The sequence below is a fragment of the Pseudomonas sp. SWRI81 genome (genome assembly GCF_014268545.1).
GTDB lineage: Bacteria > Pseudomonadota > Gammaproteobacteria > Pseudomonadales > Pseudomonadaceae > Aquipseudomonas > Aquipseudomonas hamedanensis.
On sequence record NZ_JABWQS010000027.1, the window covers coordinates 37,893 to 56,661 of the forward strand.

General features: G+C 59.6%; 12 protein-coding genes and 1 riboswitch. Of the genes, 7 read left to right on the forward strand and 5 right to left on the reverse strand.

The features are described 5' to 3' along the window. Positions 1-20: 20 nt before the first annotated feature. Positions 21-713: a uracil-DNA glycosylase gene (ung, locus tag HU765_RS17445; protein ID WP_186548908.1), complete on the reverse strand. Its 693-nt coding sequence runs from the start codon at positions 711-713 to the stop codon at positions 21-23. A gap of 132 nt (positions 714-845) precedes the next feature. Between ung and HU765_RS17450 the strand changes: the two genes are divergently transcribed. Continuing rightward, complete coding sequence (locus tag HU765_RS17450) at positions 846-1,958, forward strand: enoyl-CoA hydratase/isomerase family protein (protein WP_186621929.1); 1,113 nt, start codon at positions 846-848, stop codon at positions 1,956-1,958. 64 nt (positions 1,959-2,022) lie between these two features. Here HU765_RS17450 and HU765_RS27050 read toward each other — a convergent pair whose 3' ends face one another. From HU765_RS27050 to HU765_RS17470, 4 genes are all read right to left on the reverse strand, one after another. Beyond that, positions 2,023-7,554: a calcium-binding protein gene (locus tag HU765_RS27050; RefSeq protein WP_186621930.1), complete on the reverse strand. Its 5,532-nt coding sequence runs from the start codon at positions 7,552-7,554 to the stop codon at positions 2,023-2,025. 2 nt (positions 7,555-7,556) lie between these two features. After that, on the reverse strand, positions 7,557-8,411 hold the full coding sequence (locus HU765_RS17460; RefSeq protein ID WP_186621931.1) for a hypothetical protein: 855 nt from the start codon (positions 8,409-8,411) through the stop codon (positions 7,557-7,559). A gap of 1 nt (position 8,412) precedes the next feature. Continuing rightward, positions 8,413-9,657: a glycosyltransferase family 4 protein gene (locus tag HU765_RS17465; RefSeq protein WP_186621932.1), complete on the reverse strand. Its 1,245-nt coding sequence runs from the start codon at positions 9,655-9,657 to the stop codon at positions 8,413-8,415. Positions 9,658-9,852: 195 nt separating this feature from the next. Further along, positions 9,853-10,257, reverse strand: coding sequence for a hypothetical protein (locus tag HU765_RS17470; RefSeq protein WP_186548917.1), 405 nt, complete (start codon positions 10,255-10,257; stop codon positions 9,853-9,855). 350 nt (positions 10,258-10,607) lie between these two features. Continuing rightward, positions 10,608-10,708: riboswitch (guanidine-I (ykkC/yxkD leader) on the forward strand. 63 nt (positions 10,709-10,771) lie between these two features. On the opposite strand from HU765_RS17470, the gene HU765_RS17475 reads away from it, so the two are divergent. The 6 genes from HU765_RS17475 to uca all read left to right on the forward strand — a co-directional run bounded on the left by HU765_RS17475 (position 10,772) and on the right by uca (position 18,768). Further along, complete coding sequence (locus tag HU765_RS17475) at positions 10,772-11,839, forward strand: putative urea ABC transporter substrate-binding protein (RefSeq protein ID WP_186621933.1); 1,068 nt, start codon at positions 10,772-10,774, stop codon at positions 11,837-11,839. An 18-nt stretch (positions 11,840-11,857) separates the two neighbouring features. Next, entirely contained in the window at positions 11,858-12,673 is an 816-nt protein-coding gene (locus HU765_RS17480) for an ABC transporter permease (RefSeq protein ID WP_186621934.1), read from the forward strand. Beyond that, positions 12,670-13,458, forward strand: a complete 789-nt coding sequence (locus HU765_RS17485; RefSeq protein ID WP_186621936.1) for an ABC transporter ATP-binding protein — start codon at positions 12,670-12,672, stop codon at positions 13,456-13,458. Before HU765_RS17480 ends, HU765_RS17485 begins: the two co-directional genes overlap by 4 nt. A gap of 25 nt (positions 13,459-13,483) precedes the next feature. Further along, on the forward strand, positions 13,484-14,209 hold the full coding sequence (locus HU765_RS17490; RefSeq protein ID WP_186621937.1) for an urea amidolyase associated protein UAAP1: 726 nt from the start codon (positions 13,484-13,486) through the stop codon (positions 14,207-14,209). Between the two features lie 11 nt (positions 14,210-14,220). Further along, the gene (locus HU765_RS17495; RefSeq protein WP_186621938.1) at positions 14,221-14,862 is read left to right on the forward strand and encodes an urea amidolyase associated protein UAAP2; all 642 of its coding nucleotides are present in this window, start codon (positions 14,221-14,223) and stop codon (positions 14,860-14,862) included. Positions 14,863-15,135: 273 nt separating this feature from the next. Beyond that, a complete protein-coding gene (uca, locus tag HU765_RS17500) occupies positions 15,136-18,768 on the forward strand; it encodes an urea carboxylase (RefSeq protein WP_186621960.1) in 3,633 nt (1,210 codons plus the stop codon). Position 18,769 lies beyond the last annotated feature (1 nt).

Sequence of the window (18,769 nt, forward strand, 5' to 3'; positions counted from 1 at the left end):
TGAGCCTGCTCGCGATGCCTTTAAATCGGTGGAAGGCGCCACTCGATCGGCGTTTCGCCATTCTGTTCGAGAAACTTGTTGGTGCGGCTGAAATGTCCGCAGCCCAAAAACCCGCGATACGCCGACAACGGCGACGGATGCACCGAGGTCAGCACCAGGTGTTTGGTCGCGTCGATCAGCTTCTGCTTGCTCTGTGCATGGGCGCCCCAGAGCATGAACACCAGGTGCGGCTGCTTTTCGCTGACCACTTCGATGATCCGGTCGGTGAAGTGCTGCCAGCCCTTGTCCTTGTGCGCATTGGCATTGGCGCGCTCGACGGTCATGGTGGTGTTGAGCATCAACACGCCCTGATCAGCCCAGCTCTGCAAATAGCCATGATTGGCAATGTCGATGTTCAGGTCGCGCTTCAACTCTTTATAGATGTTGACCAGCGACGGCGGCGCCGGCACGCCCGGTTGCACCGAAAAGCACAGACCATGGGCCTGTCCCGGGCCGTGATACGGATCCTGGCCGAGGATCACCACTTTCACTTTATCCAGTGGCGTCGAATTCAGCGCATTGAAAATCATCGGTCCCGGCGGATAGATTTCCTTGCCGGCCGCCCGCTCCTGCTGCAGGAAGTTGCGCAACTCTGCCATATAGGGCTGGTCGAACTCAGCACGCAGTGCCTCCTTCCAGCTTGGTTCGAGTTTGATACGGTCGTCAGCAGTCATGGTCATACCCGGCAAAAACAATGGGGCGAACCCTAGGAAAGCCGACCACGCTTGTCAATTGATCTGACGCAGATCAGGCACTTTCCCACGCAGCGATCATACTGATCGTTCAAATTTCCGAGCGAGGTCACGATGAATCTGCACTTCGAAGAACTCACCGGCACCGATGGCGCCCGCCTCGGCATCGCCACCCTCGATGCTGAAAAATCGCTGAATGCGCTGTCATTGCCGATGATCAATGCCTTGAGCGACAGGCTGCACGCCTGGGCCAACGACCCGCAAATCGTCTGCGTACTACTGCGCGGCAACGGCGCCAAGGCGTTCTGCGCCGGTGGTGAAGTGCGCAGCCTGGTTGAAGCCTGCCGTGCGCACCCCGGTGAAGTTCCGCCGCTGGCTGCGCAGTTTTTCAGCGCCGAATATCGTCTGGATTACCGCCTGCACACCTACCCCAAACCGCTGATCTGCTGGGGTCACGGCTATGTACTGGGCGGCGGCATGGGCTTGCTGCAGGGCGCGAGCACACGGATCGTCACGCCGAGCAGTCGTCTGGCGATGCCGGAAATCAGCATTGGCCTGTACCCGGATGTCGGCGCCAGTTGGTTTCTCGCCCGGCTGCCGGGCAAGCTTGGCCTGTTTCTCGGTCTGACCGGCGCGCACATCAATGGCCGAGACGCGCTGGACCTGGATCTGGCCGACCGTTTCCTGCTCGACGAGCAGCAACCGCAACTGATCGAAGGCCTGCTGCAACTCAATTGGCAGGAACAGACCGCCATGCAGCTCAACAGTCTGCTCAAGGCCCTGCAGCAGGAAGCGCTCACACAAATGCCCGAAGCGCAGTGGTTGCCGCGCCGTCAGCAGATCGACGAACTGCTCGACGTCAGCGATGTAGCCTGCGCCTGGAAAGCCATCAGTCTGCACCGCGACAGCAACGATCCGCTGATCGCCCGCGCGGCGAAAACCATGGCCGAGGGCTCACCGCTGACCGCGCATCTGGTCTGGGAACAAATCATCCGCGCGCGGCACATGTCGCTGGCTGAAGTGTTTCAGATGGAATACACCCTGAGCCTCAATTGCTGCCGGCACCCGGAATTCAGCGAAGGCGTGCGCGCGCGTTTGATCGACAAGGATCAGAAGCCGCACTGGCACTGGCCGGATATCAATAACGTGCCGGAGGCGGTGGTCGAGGCGCATTTTCACAAGGTCTGGGAGGGGCGGCATCCGCTGGCGGATCTGACCCAGTATTGAGGTGACGCGAGGCCCGCGATGGCGACTGGATTTCCATCGCGGGCCGGCTCAATCGGTCGTCTTGTCAGACATTCAGTTCGTAGAACTCAATGATTTCTTTCATTGCCCGCTGCGCTTCATCGTCGCCCTTTATCAACATGTCTTCGACATCTCTCAGTGGCGGAAGCGGGTGCAGACGTTCAGCAATTTGCGTTGCGCTGTAGTCCTGAGTCCCTGTTCCTTCGCTGACTCTTATGAAGCCAATAGCGCTTTCACCTGCGGCAAAGTACCTGGAAACCCGGATTTTCGGCGCCATGCCGTAATCCACCACAATCACCAGATCTTCGCGCTCACGATGAAACTTCAGGTTGTCGATCGTCAGCCTGCGTTCGGAAAAATCGATTCCATCCAGGCCGCCTCCATTGTTGATGATCACGTCTCTGCCGAGGCCATCGTATCGGTAGATATCATTTCCAGCGCCGCCGGCCAGCGTGTCATTGCCCGGCCCACCCAGCAGCAGATCATCACCGGGGCTGCCTGTGAGCACGTCATCCCCGTGCATGCCTCGGATCTCCCCCGCGCCGCTTATCGTGTCATTGCCTCGACCACCGACTAACGGCAGCGCCCGTCCGTTTCGCAGAGACGAGAAACGCGTTGAATTGTTAACGGTTACCCCCGTATGAAAAGTCTCGGGCGCGGGTCCCAGCTGAGTTGATTGCAACAGTTGCTTCAAACTTACGACCGCCCCATCGGCGAACTTCAAGAGCTCAATCCCGGCCCCCTCAAGTTCACCGTTGAGGGGCAAGACGATGCGGACTTTCTGTGTCCCGCCCCATTGGATATCGAGTGTCGGATGAAGCATTTTCGCTCTCGGCGGGTTGCGGTAAGCCCCGCGACCCGGGTTGGGTTCCAGCTCGACATGGGTGGTCTCTATCAGCGCAGCACCCCAGTTCAATTGCAGTGCATCGCGCTGCGCATCTGCAGGAAGAACGACCGTGTCCTGATCGATCATTCCGTACTCGTCTTTCCACTCCGCTGCGCCAACTTCTGCGCGGTGGAAAACAGGGTTCGGCACATCCGCAATCGTGGTGGTCGCTGCGGCGTGCGCTTGCACGATGTAGGTGTCAGCGCCGTCTTCGCCGTAAAGCCAGTCATCCCCTGCCCCGCTGACCAGATAGTCGGCGCCCTCGGAGCCCAGCAAGGTATCGTCACCTGCACCTGCGGATAAAAACGCGCCCGGTGTCCTGTCGCCGACAGTGCCGTAGTCAAGTGGGGAGCCTGCATAAGCGACGATCAGATCGTCTCCCGCGCCGCCGTGGAAAACGTTTTCCACTTCGACGTTGACTCGCCCGCCGGCATCGTTGCCATGGACGATTTTGCCTTTGATCGTCGTGCTTTCGACCTCCCAGCGGAATTCCTTGCGCACCGTTCCGGCCGAACCGAAGCTTGCCGCCGGATAGACGTACCAGCCTTCAAGCGCGCCGGATTCCTTTCGGTCTTCCACCAATACATCGCCCGTATTGAATGAAAACCCGCTGGCCGAGCCGGATCGATAATAGCGAGGCGCCTGAGCTGAGGAAGGCATTGCTCCCTCGGCTTTCACCGGTTTATGTTCGACGCGGGTTATGGTTTTCGACTGCCTTTCACTGACTACGGCTTGCCCGCCATCAGCTTTCATCCATGGCGGCGTTTCAGACAGTGTTCCTGCTTCGACGCTGCCATCGATCAGCTCGGTGTGAGTGGTGTAACCGGTGTCGGTGGTAGTGACATGGCTGCGAACCCAGACGCCTTGCTCATTCAAGGTAAAACCTGTGGCGTGTCTGCGGGCGGAGCGCTTTGACTTGATTTGCGCGAGGAACTCATCGGTCCAGTCAACGGCTTGAGCAGATGCCACTGGGCCTTGCGTCGCAGCGGTTACATCGTCTGGCTTAACCGGATCCGCAACTTTGCTTTCAGTGGTTGCTGGGGCGGTAACACGTTCTGGTACGGGTGACTCGGCCATCTCTGTCGGTGGCAGTGTTTTGCGCAGGACATCTGCGTAATCAAGTACCACGCCGTCGCTGAAACTGAAGGTGGAATCCTTCCACCGCTCGTGATTCTTGATGAGTATCGCGTCGCCCGTGCCATTGGCCAGTCGCAACACCGTGCCGACGGTAACTTCGATAACGTCGGCCTTCAGGCTTTGCGCGGAAAACTCTGCACCGAATCTAATGATGTTGCGGCCGCCGGCATCGGTGACGATATCCAGGCCGTCGCCAGCGCCGAAATAGTAGATGTCAGCGCCATCCATGCCATCCAGTACGTCAGCACCGGGACCGCCATCAAACACGTTGTCGCCAGAATCGCCGCGCAGGTAATCCGTCCCTTCCCCGCCCAGCAAGGTGTCGTTGCCGACGCCACCGAGCAACGTGTCGTTACCTGAGCCACCGTCCAGATAATCGGCATTCTGCTCGGCCTCAGCGCTGTTTTCGTAATCGCCGGCAAGAATGTCGTCACCCGCGCCGCCGTACAGCGTGTCGGCACCGAAACCACCCTGTAACGTATCGTTTCCTTCACCGCCCTGAAGCACGTCATTATTGATTCCGCCCGGCTCCAGGTCAGACACATCGCCATCGAGAAAATCAGCCCCTGCGCCCCCCGCCAGCGTATCCGCGCCGCCCATGCCGCGCAGGGTGTCATCCCCCGCGCCGCCATCGAGAAAGTCGTTGCCGTGATAACCAACAGAATGGTCAGGGCTATCGCCAGTCAGATCGTCATTGCCTTCGCCGCCGAAGAGCAAATCATCGCCACCGCCGCCCCAGAGCCGGTCGTCGCCGGCACCACCGTCCAACAGATCATCGCCGAAAAAGTGCGCGGCATTACCGTCGATGCCGTCCTCTACGTCGTCATCGCCCTGCAAAGTGTCGTTGCCAAGGCCGCCATACAGCGCGTCGCTGCCACCGTTGCCGGCGAGCCAGTCATCACCGCTACCGCCGTCAAGCACATCGTTGCCATGGTGTCTGCTGGGCAGGCCACCGCCCCAATCGAGGTTGTCACCGAGCATCGTGTCGTTGCCGCTGCCACCGACCAGTGTGTCGTGACCTTGCTGGCCTTCGAGCAAATCGCCGTCAGCTCCGCCGTCAAGCAGGTCCTCACCCCAGCCGCCGTCGATAAAGTCCTTGCCACCCTGCCCGTACAGCACGTCGTCACCGCCCTCGGGCGCACTGTTTATCGAGGCCTTTGAATAGACCGTTCGGTGACTGATCACACCGCCAGCTATGGTGACGTCCGCGCGCTTGACCGCCCAACCTTGTTCCAGCGCACCGGTGGTTTCGTCTCCGGATAACACATCGTCGCCAGCACCACCGATCAAGGTATCCCGATCATTGCCACCGAGCAGAACATCTCGGGATGCCGTACCGATAAGCAAATCGTCACCTTGCCCGCCGTCGAGCCAGTCTCCGCGATTCGCCTTGCCCTTGGCGTCACCGTCGGCCATAGCTTTTTCGAGCGTCGTCTGCTGGTCGCCGAATAACCGATCGTCTCCAGCCTTGCCGAACAATCGATCAGAACCGCCCAGGCCGAGAATGATGTCGTCTGCGGCGGAACCGTAAAGTACGTCGGCCTTGTTGCGCTGTTTGACCTTGGGCAGCAGCACCACGTTGCCCAGCTCATCAAAGGAGGGCTGATCGCCAGGGACGGTGGGATCAGCGTCTTTTGCTTTCCAGTCGCCCTGAAGCGTCAAATCCGCAGCAGTGAGCGGCTGCCCCTGGTATTCAGGAAGGCGGATGCCAAGCATACCGGGCTGAAAGTTCTTGATGACCACCAGATCGCTTTGGCCGTATTTGATGTTGAGGGTGTGTTCAACAAGCGTCAGGGTGATGGACTGATCCACGGTAGACCAGATATTGCTCAGCGGCGCGCGGCGTTTGAGTGCGGGAATCGGTGCGCCGTTGATCCACAGCTGCCCATTGGCATTGGCATCAAGAATCTCGTCGATGCCATCGCCACTGGCGAACTCGTAGCGATCGCTGCCTTCGCCACCGATCAGAGAATCGTTACCTTTCCCTCCGATCAGGACATCATCACCGGCCATTCCGTACAGCGCATCATTGCCGTCGCCTCCGGCTAGCGAGTCATTGCCGCGACCACCTTCAATGACATCGTTACCCGCCATCCCATCGATCAAGTCATTGCCCACGCCGCCATACAGATGATCGGCATTTGTGCCACCGGCGAAAGATCGTCCGCCGTCATCACCGAACAGGGCCAGCGGGTTCAACACACCGGTGGTCATCGGCGCCTGTTTGCCTGAGGCGAGATCGGAGTAGGAAAATTTCTGCAGCGAGTGTTCTCCAAACGAGCCCTGGGTTCGGGCAATCAACCGCGCCAGCATTTGCGCTCGATCCGCCAGCCACTGCGCGGTGATAAAACCTTCGCCTGTGTGCGGATCGTAAAGCTCGAGGTTGCGCTCGGGATAACCGTCGGTTCGTTCTATGACGACTTCACTGAGTTGCTGCAAAGAGTTGCGCAACGCCAGACCGAGCGGCGTCGCCTCGCCTGCCAGTTTTGCCCATGCATTGGCATTGCCGAACTCGCCTATTGTCCGGGTGACGATGTTTTGCGACTGTTCCGGGGAAAATGCCGAGAAGAATGCGTAGGCGTTGCTGGCGAAGGTTTCGTTGGTGGTGGGTGCAGCGGCTGAATCGCCGTCGTAGGTGCGCTTGAACATGTCGAGAAATTCGTTCTGGCCATAGCGCAATATCATGTCGACCACGGCGGCAACGGACGTGCCTTTCACTACATGCTGAATAAGCGGATTCACACTGCCACTGGCGAGCGCGATATTGATTTGCTCCGGTACCACTGAAAGCAGACTTTGCAATGGATTGACGCCGAAATTGCTGATCGCCGCTCGCAGGCCGACGCGGTAGGAATCGATGGCGAAGAGAATGTTTTTATAGTCGTCGAGCCTGTTGGCTTTTGCGTGAATCGGCGGGCCGTCATCGTTCACCTCCGGTTCACCAGCAGAGACCAGTCTCCACGTTTCATAGGGAGGTTTACCACCCAACAGGCTGAATCCGACCGTTCCAGACCAGCCGGCATTACGGCTCACGGCGGTATCGTCCTTTCCGCAATCACCACTGAACAGTGCCTTGCCAATTGCGCTGGCATCGATCTCTGCGATCTGGCTGATAGTGGGAACGGTCCAGGGCGCTAGTTGACCGGCGAGGGATCCGTCGACCAAGGTGTTGATAAAATTGGCGGCGACCTGATTGGATGAAAGCTGCATCAAGTCTTCACCGAAGATTTTATTGAGTCTCAGCTCGCCTTGACGCGAGGTGTAGCCGCGAATCAGCGCGGAGTAGGCGCCTTTCCCACCATTAGCGTCGATAGCCACAGCCAGCCAAAGCCTGGCGCTTTTCAAAACTTCCCCAGCCTCGTCGTCTACAGCAAAAACTTCGGAAACCTTTCCATCGATAATATCGAATAGCTTTTGATACAGGGGTGCGCAGCTAGCCCCCGCTAACTCCAGCGCAAGATACTCGAGATCTTTTGAATTAAATGCCATACCTCTACACATACTTGCTGCATTTAAAATTTGTGTTTTTTCCATATCGCTAAAAATATGACTCATCGCTACTTCCTTGTAATAACAGAGTGTGAGAGGTAATTACCGAGAAACTTGAGCATCTCAGGTACTTCGCGCAATGACGATGTATCGAGTCCTACACGACCGTGCCCCCCGGCAAAGTCAAAACTGTGTAACTCCACAGTGCAAAAAAAATTCAAGCCATCGAAATCCAGGTTTTCCAGTTCGGTTCTGCTGAACCTTGCCAGCTTCTCGCCATTCAATCCTTCCTCTGAAGCTGGGCGAATCAAGCCGTCGCATTTTATCAATCGAGGAGTTCCATCACGCCGTGGCCAGCCCGTGAGGACAAACGTTCGAACCGAATCTCTATTCTTGAAATGCGGTGGCGGAGCATCCAGCCAGATTTCCAGCCCCGGATAATTCTTCAGTTTTACAATCAACTCATCCGGCCAGTTGACGTGCCGGTAACCCCGCTCATGGGGCTCGCTGGTTTCCTTTCTTGTATAGAGTCCGGCATTCAATTCATACAGACGCCAACTTTGCGGAATCGACTTCAGGCTTTGATCCTGATACCGGCGAAAACCCGTTCCGGTCCACCAGACAAGCCCCTTGAGCGTGTTTGCCAGACACGCTTTCTTATTCACCATCTCAGGCATGCCAACGTAAAACTCGGGGACCAGCGTCTTATCCACATAGGCGCCGCCCAGTATGGGCACCTGCTTCATGCTCGCCAGCTTGTTCTGACAGGCTTTCTCGTCTGCCTGGTGGATAGCCGCCGACTCGGCAGATTGTTCTTTGCGAATATAAAAATCCGCAACGCAATAACAGGCATACACAAACAGGCCATACTTCAATAACCTTTTAAACCACTTGATCGCTTGCTTACGCGACGCCCTGGACATTTCAAACCTCCCTATCAAACTCGGGCACGGCTTGTTTATCGCCATGCCTGGACATCGCGCCTTCAAAAACCTCAAAGTATTGGCTCACGCCAGATTTCACACTAAACCGACCTGCCGCCAACTTCGCAGCGCGGGCAAGAAAGTCGTACTCACCAGAAGACTTCAAAACCATGCACACATTATTGGCAATTCCTTGATGGTCAAAGAAATCCACCAACACTCCATTAACCCCATCAACGATCACTTCCTTTACCGGTGCCGTATCCGAAGCTACCACCACGCAACCCGACGCCATCGCCTCCAATAACGACCACGACAAAACAAACGGATACGTCAGATAAACATGGACTTTCGAACACTGCAGAACCGCTCGGTAAATTTGGTACGGAAGCTTCCCTGTGAAATGCACTCTCGAATGATCAAAACTTACCTCCGTCTCCATCCTGCTGCGCCAATTTGCAAATCCAAGAGGCCTCCCCCCATAACTGACGCCATCACCGCCAACCACGATGATCTGCGCATCGGGGCACTCGGCCTGAATAAGCGGGATCGCCCGCATGAAACTGTGAAAGCCGCGATAAGGCTCAAGGTTTCTGGCGACATAAGTCACGATCGGTTGTCCGGCTCGCAGCTCGACGCCATTGGGCAATGTGACTGTTAAAACTTTGTCCAGATCAGCGCTTTGAATGACGCCCTCGTGAATGACCCGAATCGCCGACCGGTAAGCAGCCGGGAAAAGGCTGCGCTGCCATTGCGTAGGCGCGATGGCGATATCACATTGATCAAGATTCAAAAGATGCAGCGAATTGAGCACTCGCAGCCTTGACGACTCTCTTGTGGCGCGCGGAAATTCAGGATCAAAGCCGGAATCGGCACCCTGCGCTCGATAGTAATACTCGCAATAGTGAACAAGCGGCGTATCGGGGTAGACGTCCTTGGCGAACAACGTTTCGCCCCATCCGGGATGAGCAAGAATTACGTCGGGCTGATAACCCGAACGTTTCAGCCTGCTCAGAATTTCAAGGACCTTCTGCCCGTCAATCACCGCTTGTTCGTAGCGGATCAGATACGGGTGAATATTGCCGGGCGCTCGGCTGGTCGCTCGATATCGATGGGCTTTCACCCCGACGAGGCCCGGCGCTGTGTCCCGGCCTATCGCCACAACCTCTTCACGTCGGGCCAGCGCCGCCAGCACCACATGGCGGAACTGACCCGGAAAGTTTTGATGGATAACCAGAAGCTTCATAGCGCTAACGTCCATTTATCGCCGCTATCGAGCTGAGGATTTCTCGCCTCGTCCGGCATCGACAAACGCTAACAAATGCCACCAAATGAAACTGTAGGACGCTTCCGGGAATCCCTTGGGAGAAGGCAAATGGGACGACTTTTCGACAGACAAAAAAAAGCGGCGCTTTAAGCGCCGCTTGTCCATTGCGGTGATTTACCAGCGGTTGCCACGGCCGTTGTGGTCACGACGATTGCTGTGGCGGTCGTAGTTGCCGCGACCCCGGTGGTCGTTGTCCCAGCCACCGCGACGGTGGCCTTCCCAGCGTCCGCGATCATTGCCGTGCCAGCGACGGCTTTCGTAATAACGCGGGGCCGGTTGATAGTGACGTGGCGCCTGGTAATAACGCGGTTGCTGGTAGTACCGCGGCGCCGGCTGGTAGTAGCGCGGCTGGGTGTAATAGGTGCCGCCGCTCCGGTAATAAGAGCCGCCACCGCTGTAGTACCCCGGTGCGGGTGATGTGTAGACCTCTGACCTGTAATAGCTGTCTCCATAGGAATAAGGGACGCATCCGCCAAGGGAAAAAAGCATCACGGCAAGCAGTAGGATTCGGCGATACATGGCGGCCTCCTGGACCGCGGGTTGGCCACACCAGCGACGCTGGCAGGCGACAATCATCAATTGGGTGACTGTCGAAGAATCAGACAGCGATTTCGGAATCTGGTGCGTTCCTGCAACAAGTTGAAACAAGTGATTATGAAATCTTGTTAATCCCCAAATGGCCGATCAATTGAACCCCAGACACGCTGCATGACGGTGCAACCGCGCACCACCACGATGCGCCATCGGTCGCCCCGCCCACCTCGGTAATCCAGCAGATCCCCGCCCCAGAGGCCTCGGCCGGACTTGGCACGTCTCTCGCTTTAGCAAACCCGTGCAGGAGTCATCACAGGTTCGCGGCACCACAATTTGCAATGGCTGACTAGGGTTCCGGCTCGCAATCGCGAGTGGCTGGTCCGAGAGTTGGCGACCTCCAGTTGAGGTTACACGGCGGGACAAAAGCCCGGGAGACAAGCCACCGTTCGCGGTGCCGCGTTGCCTTCCTGTCCGCCCTCGATCAACTGGAGAATCCGCCATGACCCGACTACGTTTGCCCGCCCTGCTCGCCGCCGCCTTCGCCGCGCTCATCAGCAGCCAGTCTTTTGCCGCACAGAAAGACCACTTCAGCGTCTGCTGGACCATCTACGCCGGTTGGATGCCGTGGGAATACGCCGGCAGCCAAGGCATCGTCGACAAATGGGCGAGGAAGTACGGGATCAAGATCGACGTCGTGCAGCTCAACGATTACGTCGAATCGATCAACCAGTACACCGCCGGCCAGTTCGACGGCTGCACCATGACCAACATGGACGCGCTGACCATTCCTGCGGCCGGTGGCGTCGACAGCACTGCGCTGATCGTCAGCGACTTCTCCAACGGCAACGACGGCATCGTGGTCAAGGGCGAAGGCAAGAAAGTCGCCGATCTCAAGGGCATGGACGTCAATCTGGTCGAGCTGTCCGTCTCGCATTATCTGTTGGCCCGTGCGCTGGATTCGGTAGACCTGACCGAGAAAGACCTGAAAGTGGTCAACACCTCCGACGCCGACATTGCCGCCGCTTTCAACACCGACGAAGTCAACGCCGTGACCACCTGGAACCCGATGCTCTCGGATATCAAGGCCAAACCCGGCGTCACCGAAGTGTTCAATTCCAGCCAGATCCCCGGCGAGATCATGGACATGATGGTGGTCAACAGCGCCACCCTCAAAGACAACCCGGCACTGGGCAAAGCCCTGACCGGTGCGTGGTTCGAAGTGGTCGCTCTGATGAACGCGAAGAACGCCGCGAGCAAAGCCGCGCTGGAACACATGGCCAAGGCCTCGGGCACCGATCTGGCCGGATTCCAGGCGCAACTGGACACCACCAGGTTGTTCGCCACACCGAGCGAAGCGCTGAGTTTCGCCACCAGCAAGCAACTGCCGGACACCCTGCGCAAGGTCGCCGCGTTCTCCTTCGAACACGGCTTGCTTGGCGAAGGCGCGAAAGATTCCAGCGCGGTCGGCATGAGCTTCGCCAACGGCGTGACCAGCGGCGACACCGCCAACATCAAGCTGCGTTTCGATCCGACCTACGTGCAGATGGCCGCCGACGCCAAGCTGTAAGCCACGGAGGATTTGGCCATGCGCCTGATCAATCGCCACCCCGATCGCCCGAGTCGCCTGTTGCTGGTGATCCTGCCGTTCGCGCTTGTGCTGTTCGCCTACTTCACAGGCTCGGCCGAACGCCTGGCAGACAACCCCAACGACAAACTGCTGCCCAGCGCCGTGCAGATGAGCGACGCGGTGAAACGCCTGGCGTTCAACGCCGACAGCCGCACCGGTGAATACCTGCTGTGGCAAGACACCGCGTCGAGTCTGCGGCGCTTGGCCATCGGCCTCGGCATCGCCGCACTGGCCGGGCTGTGCCTGGGCATCGCCGCCGGTACTCTGCCGCTGCTCGGAGCGCCGTTGTCGCCGCTGCTGACGGTGCTGTCGATGGTGCCGCCGCTGGCGATCCTGCCGATTCTGTTCATCGTCTTCGGGCTGGGCGAGTTGTCGAAAGTCATGCTGATTGTCATCGGCATCACTCCGGCGCTGGCTCGCGATCTGGAACAGCGTGCCCGCGACATACCGGCCGAACTGCTGATCAAGGCGCAGACGCTCGGCGCCTCGACCTGGACGCTGATGCTGCGCGTGGTCCTGCCGCAATTGTTGCCGCGCTTGCTGATCTCGCTGCGCTTGATGCTCGGCTCGGCGTGGCTGTTCCTGATTGCCGCCGAAGCCATTGCCTCCACCGATGGCCTCGGCTACCGGATTTTTCTGGTGCGCCGTTACCTGGCGATGGACGTGATTTTGCCGTACGTGGTGTGGATCACCCTGCTCGCCTGGCTGATGGACTGGGGCTTGAAACAGCTGACCCGCCAGGCCTTTCCTTGGTACGAGGGGGCGGCAAAATGAGCTTCATCACGGTGAAAAACGTCTGGCAACAATACGCCGATCAAGTGGTGCTCGAAGGCTTGAACCTGAGCGTCAACGAGGGTGAGTTCTGCACCCTGGTCGGTGCGTCCGGATGCGGTAAATCGACCTTCCTGCGTCTGCTGCTCGGCCAGGAAACTGCCAGTCGCGGCGAGATCCTGCTCGACGGCCAACCCTTGGCCAGCGAACCCGATGCCAGTCGTGGCGTGGTGTTCCAGCGCTATTCGGTGTTCCCGCATTTGAGCGTGCTCGACAACGTCACCCTTGGCGTCGAATTACCGCGCGCGCCATTGCTGGGTCGGCTGTTCGGTGGCGCCAAACGCGAGGCCCGCGAGCAGGCAGCGGCGCTGCTGGACAAAGTCGGCCTCGGCCACGCCCTGGACAAATACCCGGCGCAACTGTCCGGCGGTATGCAGCAACGCTTGGCGATTGCCCAGGCGCTGATCATGAAACCGCGCGTGTTGCTGCTTGACGAGCCGTTTGGCGCACTCGATCCGGGCATCCGCAAAGACATGCATGCGCTGCTGCTGGAGTTGTGGCGCGAGACCCGGCTGACGGTGTTCATGGTCACTCACGACTTGTCCGAGGGCTTCAATCTCGGCACCCGCCTGCTGGTGTTCGACAAGGTGCGCCTCGACCCGCACGCGCCCGGCGCCTATGGCGCACGCATCACCTACGACATCCCGTTGAACAGCGACCGCCGCGCCCGGCGCGCCGCCGTCGAGGCCCTGCCGCTGCCGCTGGCGGGCACCCTTCGCACTGCTTGAGAGGACTGCTTTGATGAACCAGCCGATGACTGATTCGACCCAACTGTTTCCGCCCTTCGCCGAAGAACTGCTGCCCGGTGGCGGCCACCGCTCGTTCGTACTGAAGCGCGGACAATTGCTGCGCCTGACCGACCTGCGCGGCGGCGCCAACGTCAGCCTGACGTTGCTCAACGCCAATGAAAAAACCGAGCGGCTGAACCTGCCCGACAGCCTCAAATGCCAACACACCGCCAAGCTCACCGCCGGCCATTGCCTGTACTCGGACATGGGCCGCGTCTTGGCCGCAATCACTGCCGATACCTGCGGCTGGAGTGACAGCCTCGGCGGCGTGCTCTGCGCTGAGGAAGTCGCCGAAAAGTACGGTCAGGGCCGTTACCAGGAACTGCGCAACGGTTTCTTCCGCAACGGCACCGACAACTTGTTGGTGGAACTCGGCAAGTGGGGCCTGGGCCTGTCCGACCTGCTGATGACCCTCAATCTGTTCAGCCGGGTCAACGTCGATGAGGCCGGGCGCTTCCACTTCGTCGAAGGCCATTCGAAGGCCGGCGATTACATCGAGTTGTACGCGCCGATGGACACGCTGGTGGTGCTCACCGCCCTGCAACATCCGATGGATCCGTCCCCTGAATACGCACCAAAACCATTGAAGCTGAGCTGGATGAACGCCGATGCCAGCGTCGCCGAACACTGCCGCACCTCGCGCCCGGAAAACGAGCGCGGCTTCATCAACACCGACCGTTTGTTCGCCTGAGGATCGCTGCCATGTCACTCGCAATCGCCACTTCGCAAAAGCAAGCCGACAGCGCGATCTACCGCGCGACCATTCCTGCCGGCGAACCCTGGCTGATGGAAGTCAAGGCCGGCCAGACCCTGCGTATCCTCGATCTTGAGGGCAATCAAGCGGTCGACACCTTGTTCTACAGCCTCGCCAATCCCAGGGAACGCTACGACGTGCAACGCACCTTGCGCCGGCAGAACAGCGTCTACCTGAGCACTGGCAGCGTGCTGTATTCCAACCTCGGCCGCCCGATGCTGACCATCGTCGCCGACACCTGCGGACGCCACGACACCCTCGGCGGAGCTTGCGCGCAAGAGAGCAACACCGTGCGCTACGCCCTGGAAAAACGCTACATGCACAGCTGCCGCGACAACTACCTGCGCGCCTGCGCCCACGACGGGCGCCTGGGCAAAAGCGACATCGGGCCGAACATCAACTTCTTCATGAACGTGCCAGTAACGGCGGATGGCGGGCTGACCTTCGAGGACGGGATTTCGGCGCCGGGCAAGTACGTCGATTTACGCGCGGAGATGGACGTGATCGTGCTGATTTCCAACTGCCCGCAGTTGAACAATCCGTGCAATGCCTACAACCCGACACCGGCGGAGTTGCTGGTATGGAACTGAAAATCAGCCGTTTGCGGCGTTGGCTTTTCGCCCTGTGCCAGGCGCGTTCCGGCCAGTGCCTGAAGAATTGAAACCACTGCCAATCAAATTGTAGGAGTGAGCCTGCTCGCGATAGCGGTGGGTCATTCAATACAACTGTGCCTGATCTACCGCAATCGCGAGCAGGCGAAGGCCTACAGGGGTTCGGTGGTGTTGCGATTTTTTCCATCCGGGACGGCCCGGATGTCTGTCGAAAAACAGCGGGACGGCCCGCTTGCCCTTCAGGGTTATGCCATGTTCGAAAAAATTCTCATCGCCAACCGTGGCGCGATTGCCTGTCGCATCCTGCGCACGATTGACGTGCTGAAAGCCAAAGGCGTCGCCGTGTATGCCGAAGCCGACGCTGCCAGCCTGCACATCTCCCAAGCTGCTGAAGCGCACAGTCTCGGCGAAGGCGCGGCGTCCACGACCTATCTGGCGGTCGACAAAATTCTCGCTATTGCCCAACAAAGCGGCGCGACGGCCATTCATCCTGGCTACGGATTCTTGTCGGAAAACGCAGCCTTCGCCGAAGCCTGCGAAGCCCGGGGCATCGCCTTCATCGGCCCGACGCCCGCGCAACTGCGGGTGTTCGGTCTCAAGCACACTGCCCGCGCGCTGGCCAAACAGCATGGCGTACCGATGCTCGAAGGCAGCGACCTGCTCGACAGCCTCGACGCCGCACTGACCGCCGCCGAACACGTCGGCTACCCGGTGATGCTGAAAAGCACGGCTGGCGGCGGTGGCATTGGCATGCGTGTGTGCCGCAGCGCCAGCGAATTGAGCGAATCGTTCGACGCGGTGAAACGCCTCGGCCAGAACAACTTCAGCGACGCCGGTGTGTTCATCGAGAAATACATCGAACGCGCGCGGCATCTGGAAGTACAGGTGTTCGGCGACGGTCGCGGTGAAGTCATCGCCCTTGGTGTGCGCGACTGCTCGGTGCAGCGGCGCAACCAGAAAGTCCTCGAAGAAACCCCGGCGCCCAACCTGCCCGAAGGCATGGCCGATGAGCTGTGCGCTGCGGCGATCAAACTGGCCAAAGCCGTCAGTTACCGCAGCGCCGGCACCGTCGAATTCGTCTTCGACAGCGAGGCGCAGCGTTTCTATTTTCTTGAAGTGAATACGCGGTTGCAGGTTGAACACGGCGTCACCGAACAGGTGTGGGGCGTGGATCTGGTGCGCTGGATGATCGAACTGGCCGCCGATGATCTGCCGCCGTTGCACGAGCTGTATCAAGGGCTGGATCCGCAGGGTCATGCCATTCAGGCCCGTCTGTACGCGGAAGACCCGGGGCGCGACTTTCAGCCAAGTCCGGGCCTGCTGACCGCTGTGCAATTCCCGCCGGCCAACGGTGTGGAATTGCGCATCGATACCTGGGTCGAGGCCGGCGTCGAGATCCCGCCGTATTTCGATCCGATGATTGCCAAGGTCATCACTTGGTCGCCGAGCCGTGAACAGGCGCGCGCCGAACTGCATCAAGCGCTGGGCGGCAGTCTGCTGTATGGCGTGGAAACCAATCGTGATTACCTACGCCAGATTTTGCTCGACGCTCCGTTCGCCAGTGGTGAGCCGTGGACCCGTTGCCTGGAAAAGCTTGTCTACCGCGCCAACACTTTCGAGGTGCTCAGTGCCGGCACGCAGACCACGGTGCAGGATTATCCCGGGCGCCTCGGTTACTGGGCCGTTGGCGTGCCACCTTCGGGTCCGATGGACAGTCGTGCGCTGCGCCTGGGCAACCGCCTGCTCGGCAACGAAGAAGGCGCAGCCGCGCTGGAAATCACCATGAACGGGCCGTTGCTGCGCTTCAATTGCGATGCCGTGGTCGCCGTGACCGGCGCGCCGATCGCCTTGGCGCTTGAGGGTGAAAACGTACCGATGAACACCGCGCTGCTGATCCCGGCAGGCGCGACGTTGCATTTGGGCAGCCTCGACGGTGCCGGGGCGCGCAGTTATCTGTGCCTGCGCGGCGGCTTGCAGGTCCCGGATTATCTGGGCAGCAAAAGCACCTTCACCCTCGGCCAGTTTGGCGGTCACGGCGGACGGGCGTTACGCGCCGGCGACGTGTTGCATGTGCCGGCATTGACCGACCGCAGCGCCGGCCAACAGCTCGCCGAACACCACATCACCGCGTTGCCCGACGTGCGGCAGATGCGGGTGATCTACGGGCCGCACGGCGCGCCGGAATATTTCACGGAAAACTACATCGACACGTTTTTCGCCACGCAATGGGAGGTGCACTTCAATTCCAGCCGCACCGGCGTGCGCCTGATCGGACCGAAGCCGGAATGGGTGCGAGCCGACGGTGGCGAAGCGGGGCTGCATCCGTCGAACATTCATGACAATCCGTATGCGATGGGTGCGGTGGATTTCACCGGGGACATGCCGGTGATTCTTGGCCCGGATGGCCCGAGTCTGGGCGGGTTTGTCTGCCCGGTGACGGTGATTGAGGCCGATCTGTGGCAGTTGGGACAGCTCAAGGCCGGCGATAAAATTCAGTTCATCCCCGTCTCTCTGACTGACGCCCGCGATCTTGCCCTGAAATGGGATCAATGTAGGAGTGAGCCTGCTCGCGATGAAGTTCACGCGGTGTCTGATCTGGCCTCTTCGCGAGCAGGCTCACGCCTACAGGGGCTTGTGTCGCCTGTGGTTCTTGAGTTGGGTCATGGGGATCGGCGGCTTGTCGGGCGGGTTTCTGGCGACACGCATCTGCTGCTGGAAATCGGCGCGCCCGAACTCGATCTGGTCCTGCGCTTCCGTGCCCACGCGCTGATGCAAGCGCTGGAAAGCAAAACCCTGCACGGTGTGATCGACCTCACCCCGGGCATTCGTTCGCTGCAAGTGCACTACCAACCCGAGCAACTGCCGCTGGCCGATCTGCTCGGCATCATCGCCGGCGAATGGGACGCGGTGTGCGCCGCCAAGGACCTGCAAGTGCCGTCGCGCATCGTGCATTTGCCGCTGTCCTGGGATGACCCGGCCTGCCAGTTGGCGATTGAAAAATACATGACCACCGTGCGCAAGGACGCGCCATGGTGCCCGAGCAATCTGGAGTTCATCCGCCGCATCAACGACCTGCCGAATCTCGACGAAGTGCAGCGCACGGTGTTCGATGCGAGCTATCTGGTGATGGGCCTTGGCGACGTTTACCTTGGCGCGCCGGTGGCCACACCGCTCGATCCGCGCCATCGTCTGGTGACCACCAAATACAACCCGGCGCGGACCTGGACCGCCGAGAATTCGGTGGGCATTGGCGGTGCGTATATGTGCGTGTACGGCATGGAAGGTCCGGGCGGTTATCAGTTCGTCGGGCGCACGTTGCAGATGTGGAATCGCTACCGCGAGGTGGCCGCGTTCGATGGCAAACCATGGCTGCTGCGCTTCTTCGATCAGATTCGGTTCTACCCGGTCAGTGCCGAGGAATTACTGCGTATTCGCCGCGACTTCCCGCTCGGTCGCTTCGACCTGAACATCGAGCACAGCCAGCTCAACCTCGCCGACTATCAGGCGTTTCTAAGCCAGCAAGCCGAGGGCATCAGCGCCTTTCGCGCGCAGCAACAGGGCGCCTTCAACGCCGAGCGCGAACGCTGGATCGCCAGTGGCCAGGCGCACTTCGACAGCGAAGAAGTTGTGCCACAAGCAAGCGAAGACGCGCCACTGGCCAGCGATCAGCACAGCGTCGACAGCCACATCGCCGGCAATCTCTGGCAGGTCCAGGTCGAGGCCGGTCAGCGTGTCGCGGCGGGCGATGTGCTGGTGATTCTCGAGTCGATGAAGATGGAAATCCCCCTGCTCGCACCGCTGGCCGGCGTGGTGCGCGAGATTCGCGTGCAACCCGGTTCAGCAGTGCGCGCCGGGCAACGGGTCGTGGTGCTGGAACTCGACTGAA

Bases quoted from the DNA above. Each gene is read 5' to 3' on its own strand.
- HU765_RS17450 (WP_186621929.1), top strand. From the start codon at position 846: ATGAATCTGCACTTCGAAGAACTCACCGGCACCGATGGCGCCCGCCTC.
- HU765_RS17495 (WP_186621938.1), top strand. From the start codon at position 14,221: ATGTCACTCGCAATCGCCACTTCGCAAAAGCAAGCCGACAGCGCGATC.
- uca (WP_186621960.1), top strand. From the start codon at position 15,136: ATGTTCGAAAAAATTCTCATCGCCAACCGTGGCGCGATTGCCTGTCGC.
- HU765_RS17480 (WP_186621934.1), top strand. From the start codon at position 11,858: ATGCGCCTGATCAATCGCCACCCCGATCGCCCGAGTCGCCTGTTGCTG.
- HU765_RS17460 (WP_186621931.1), bottom strand. From the start codon at position 8,411: ATGTCCAGGGCGTCGCGTAAGCAAGCGATCAAGTGGTTTAAAAGGTTA.
- HU765_RS17485 (WP_186621936.1), top strand. From the start codon at position 12,670: ATGAGCTTCATCACGGTGAAAAACGTCTGGCAACAATACGCCGATCAA.
- HU765_RS17470 (WP_186548917.1), bottom strand. From the start codon at position 10,257: ATGTATCGCCGAATCCTACTGCTTGCCGTGATGCTTTTTTCCCTTGGC.
- ung (WP_186548908.1), bottom strand. From the start codon at position 713: ATGACTGCTGACGACCGTATCAAACTCGAACCAAGCTGGAAGGAGGCA.
- HU765_RS17465 (WP_186621932.1), bottom strand. From the start codon at position 9,657: ATGAAGCTTCTGGTTATCCATCAAAACTTTCCGGGTCAGTTCCGCCAT.
- HU765_RS17475 (WP_186621933.1), top strand. From the start codon at position 10,772: ATGACCCGACTACGTTTGCCCGCCCTGCTCGCCGCCGCCTTCGCCGCG.
- HU765_RS27050 (WP_186621930.1), bottom strand. From the start codon at position 7,554: ATGAGTCATATTTTTAGCGATATGGAAAAAACACAAATTTTAAATGCA.
- HU765_RS17490 (WP_186621937.1), top strand. From the start codon at position 13,484: ATGACTGATTCGACCCAACTGTTTCCGCCCTTCGCCGAAGAACTGCTG.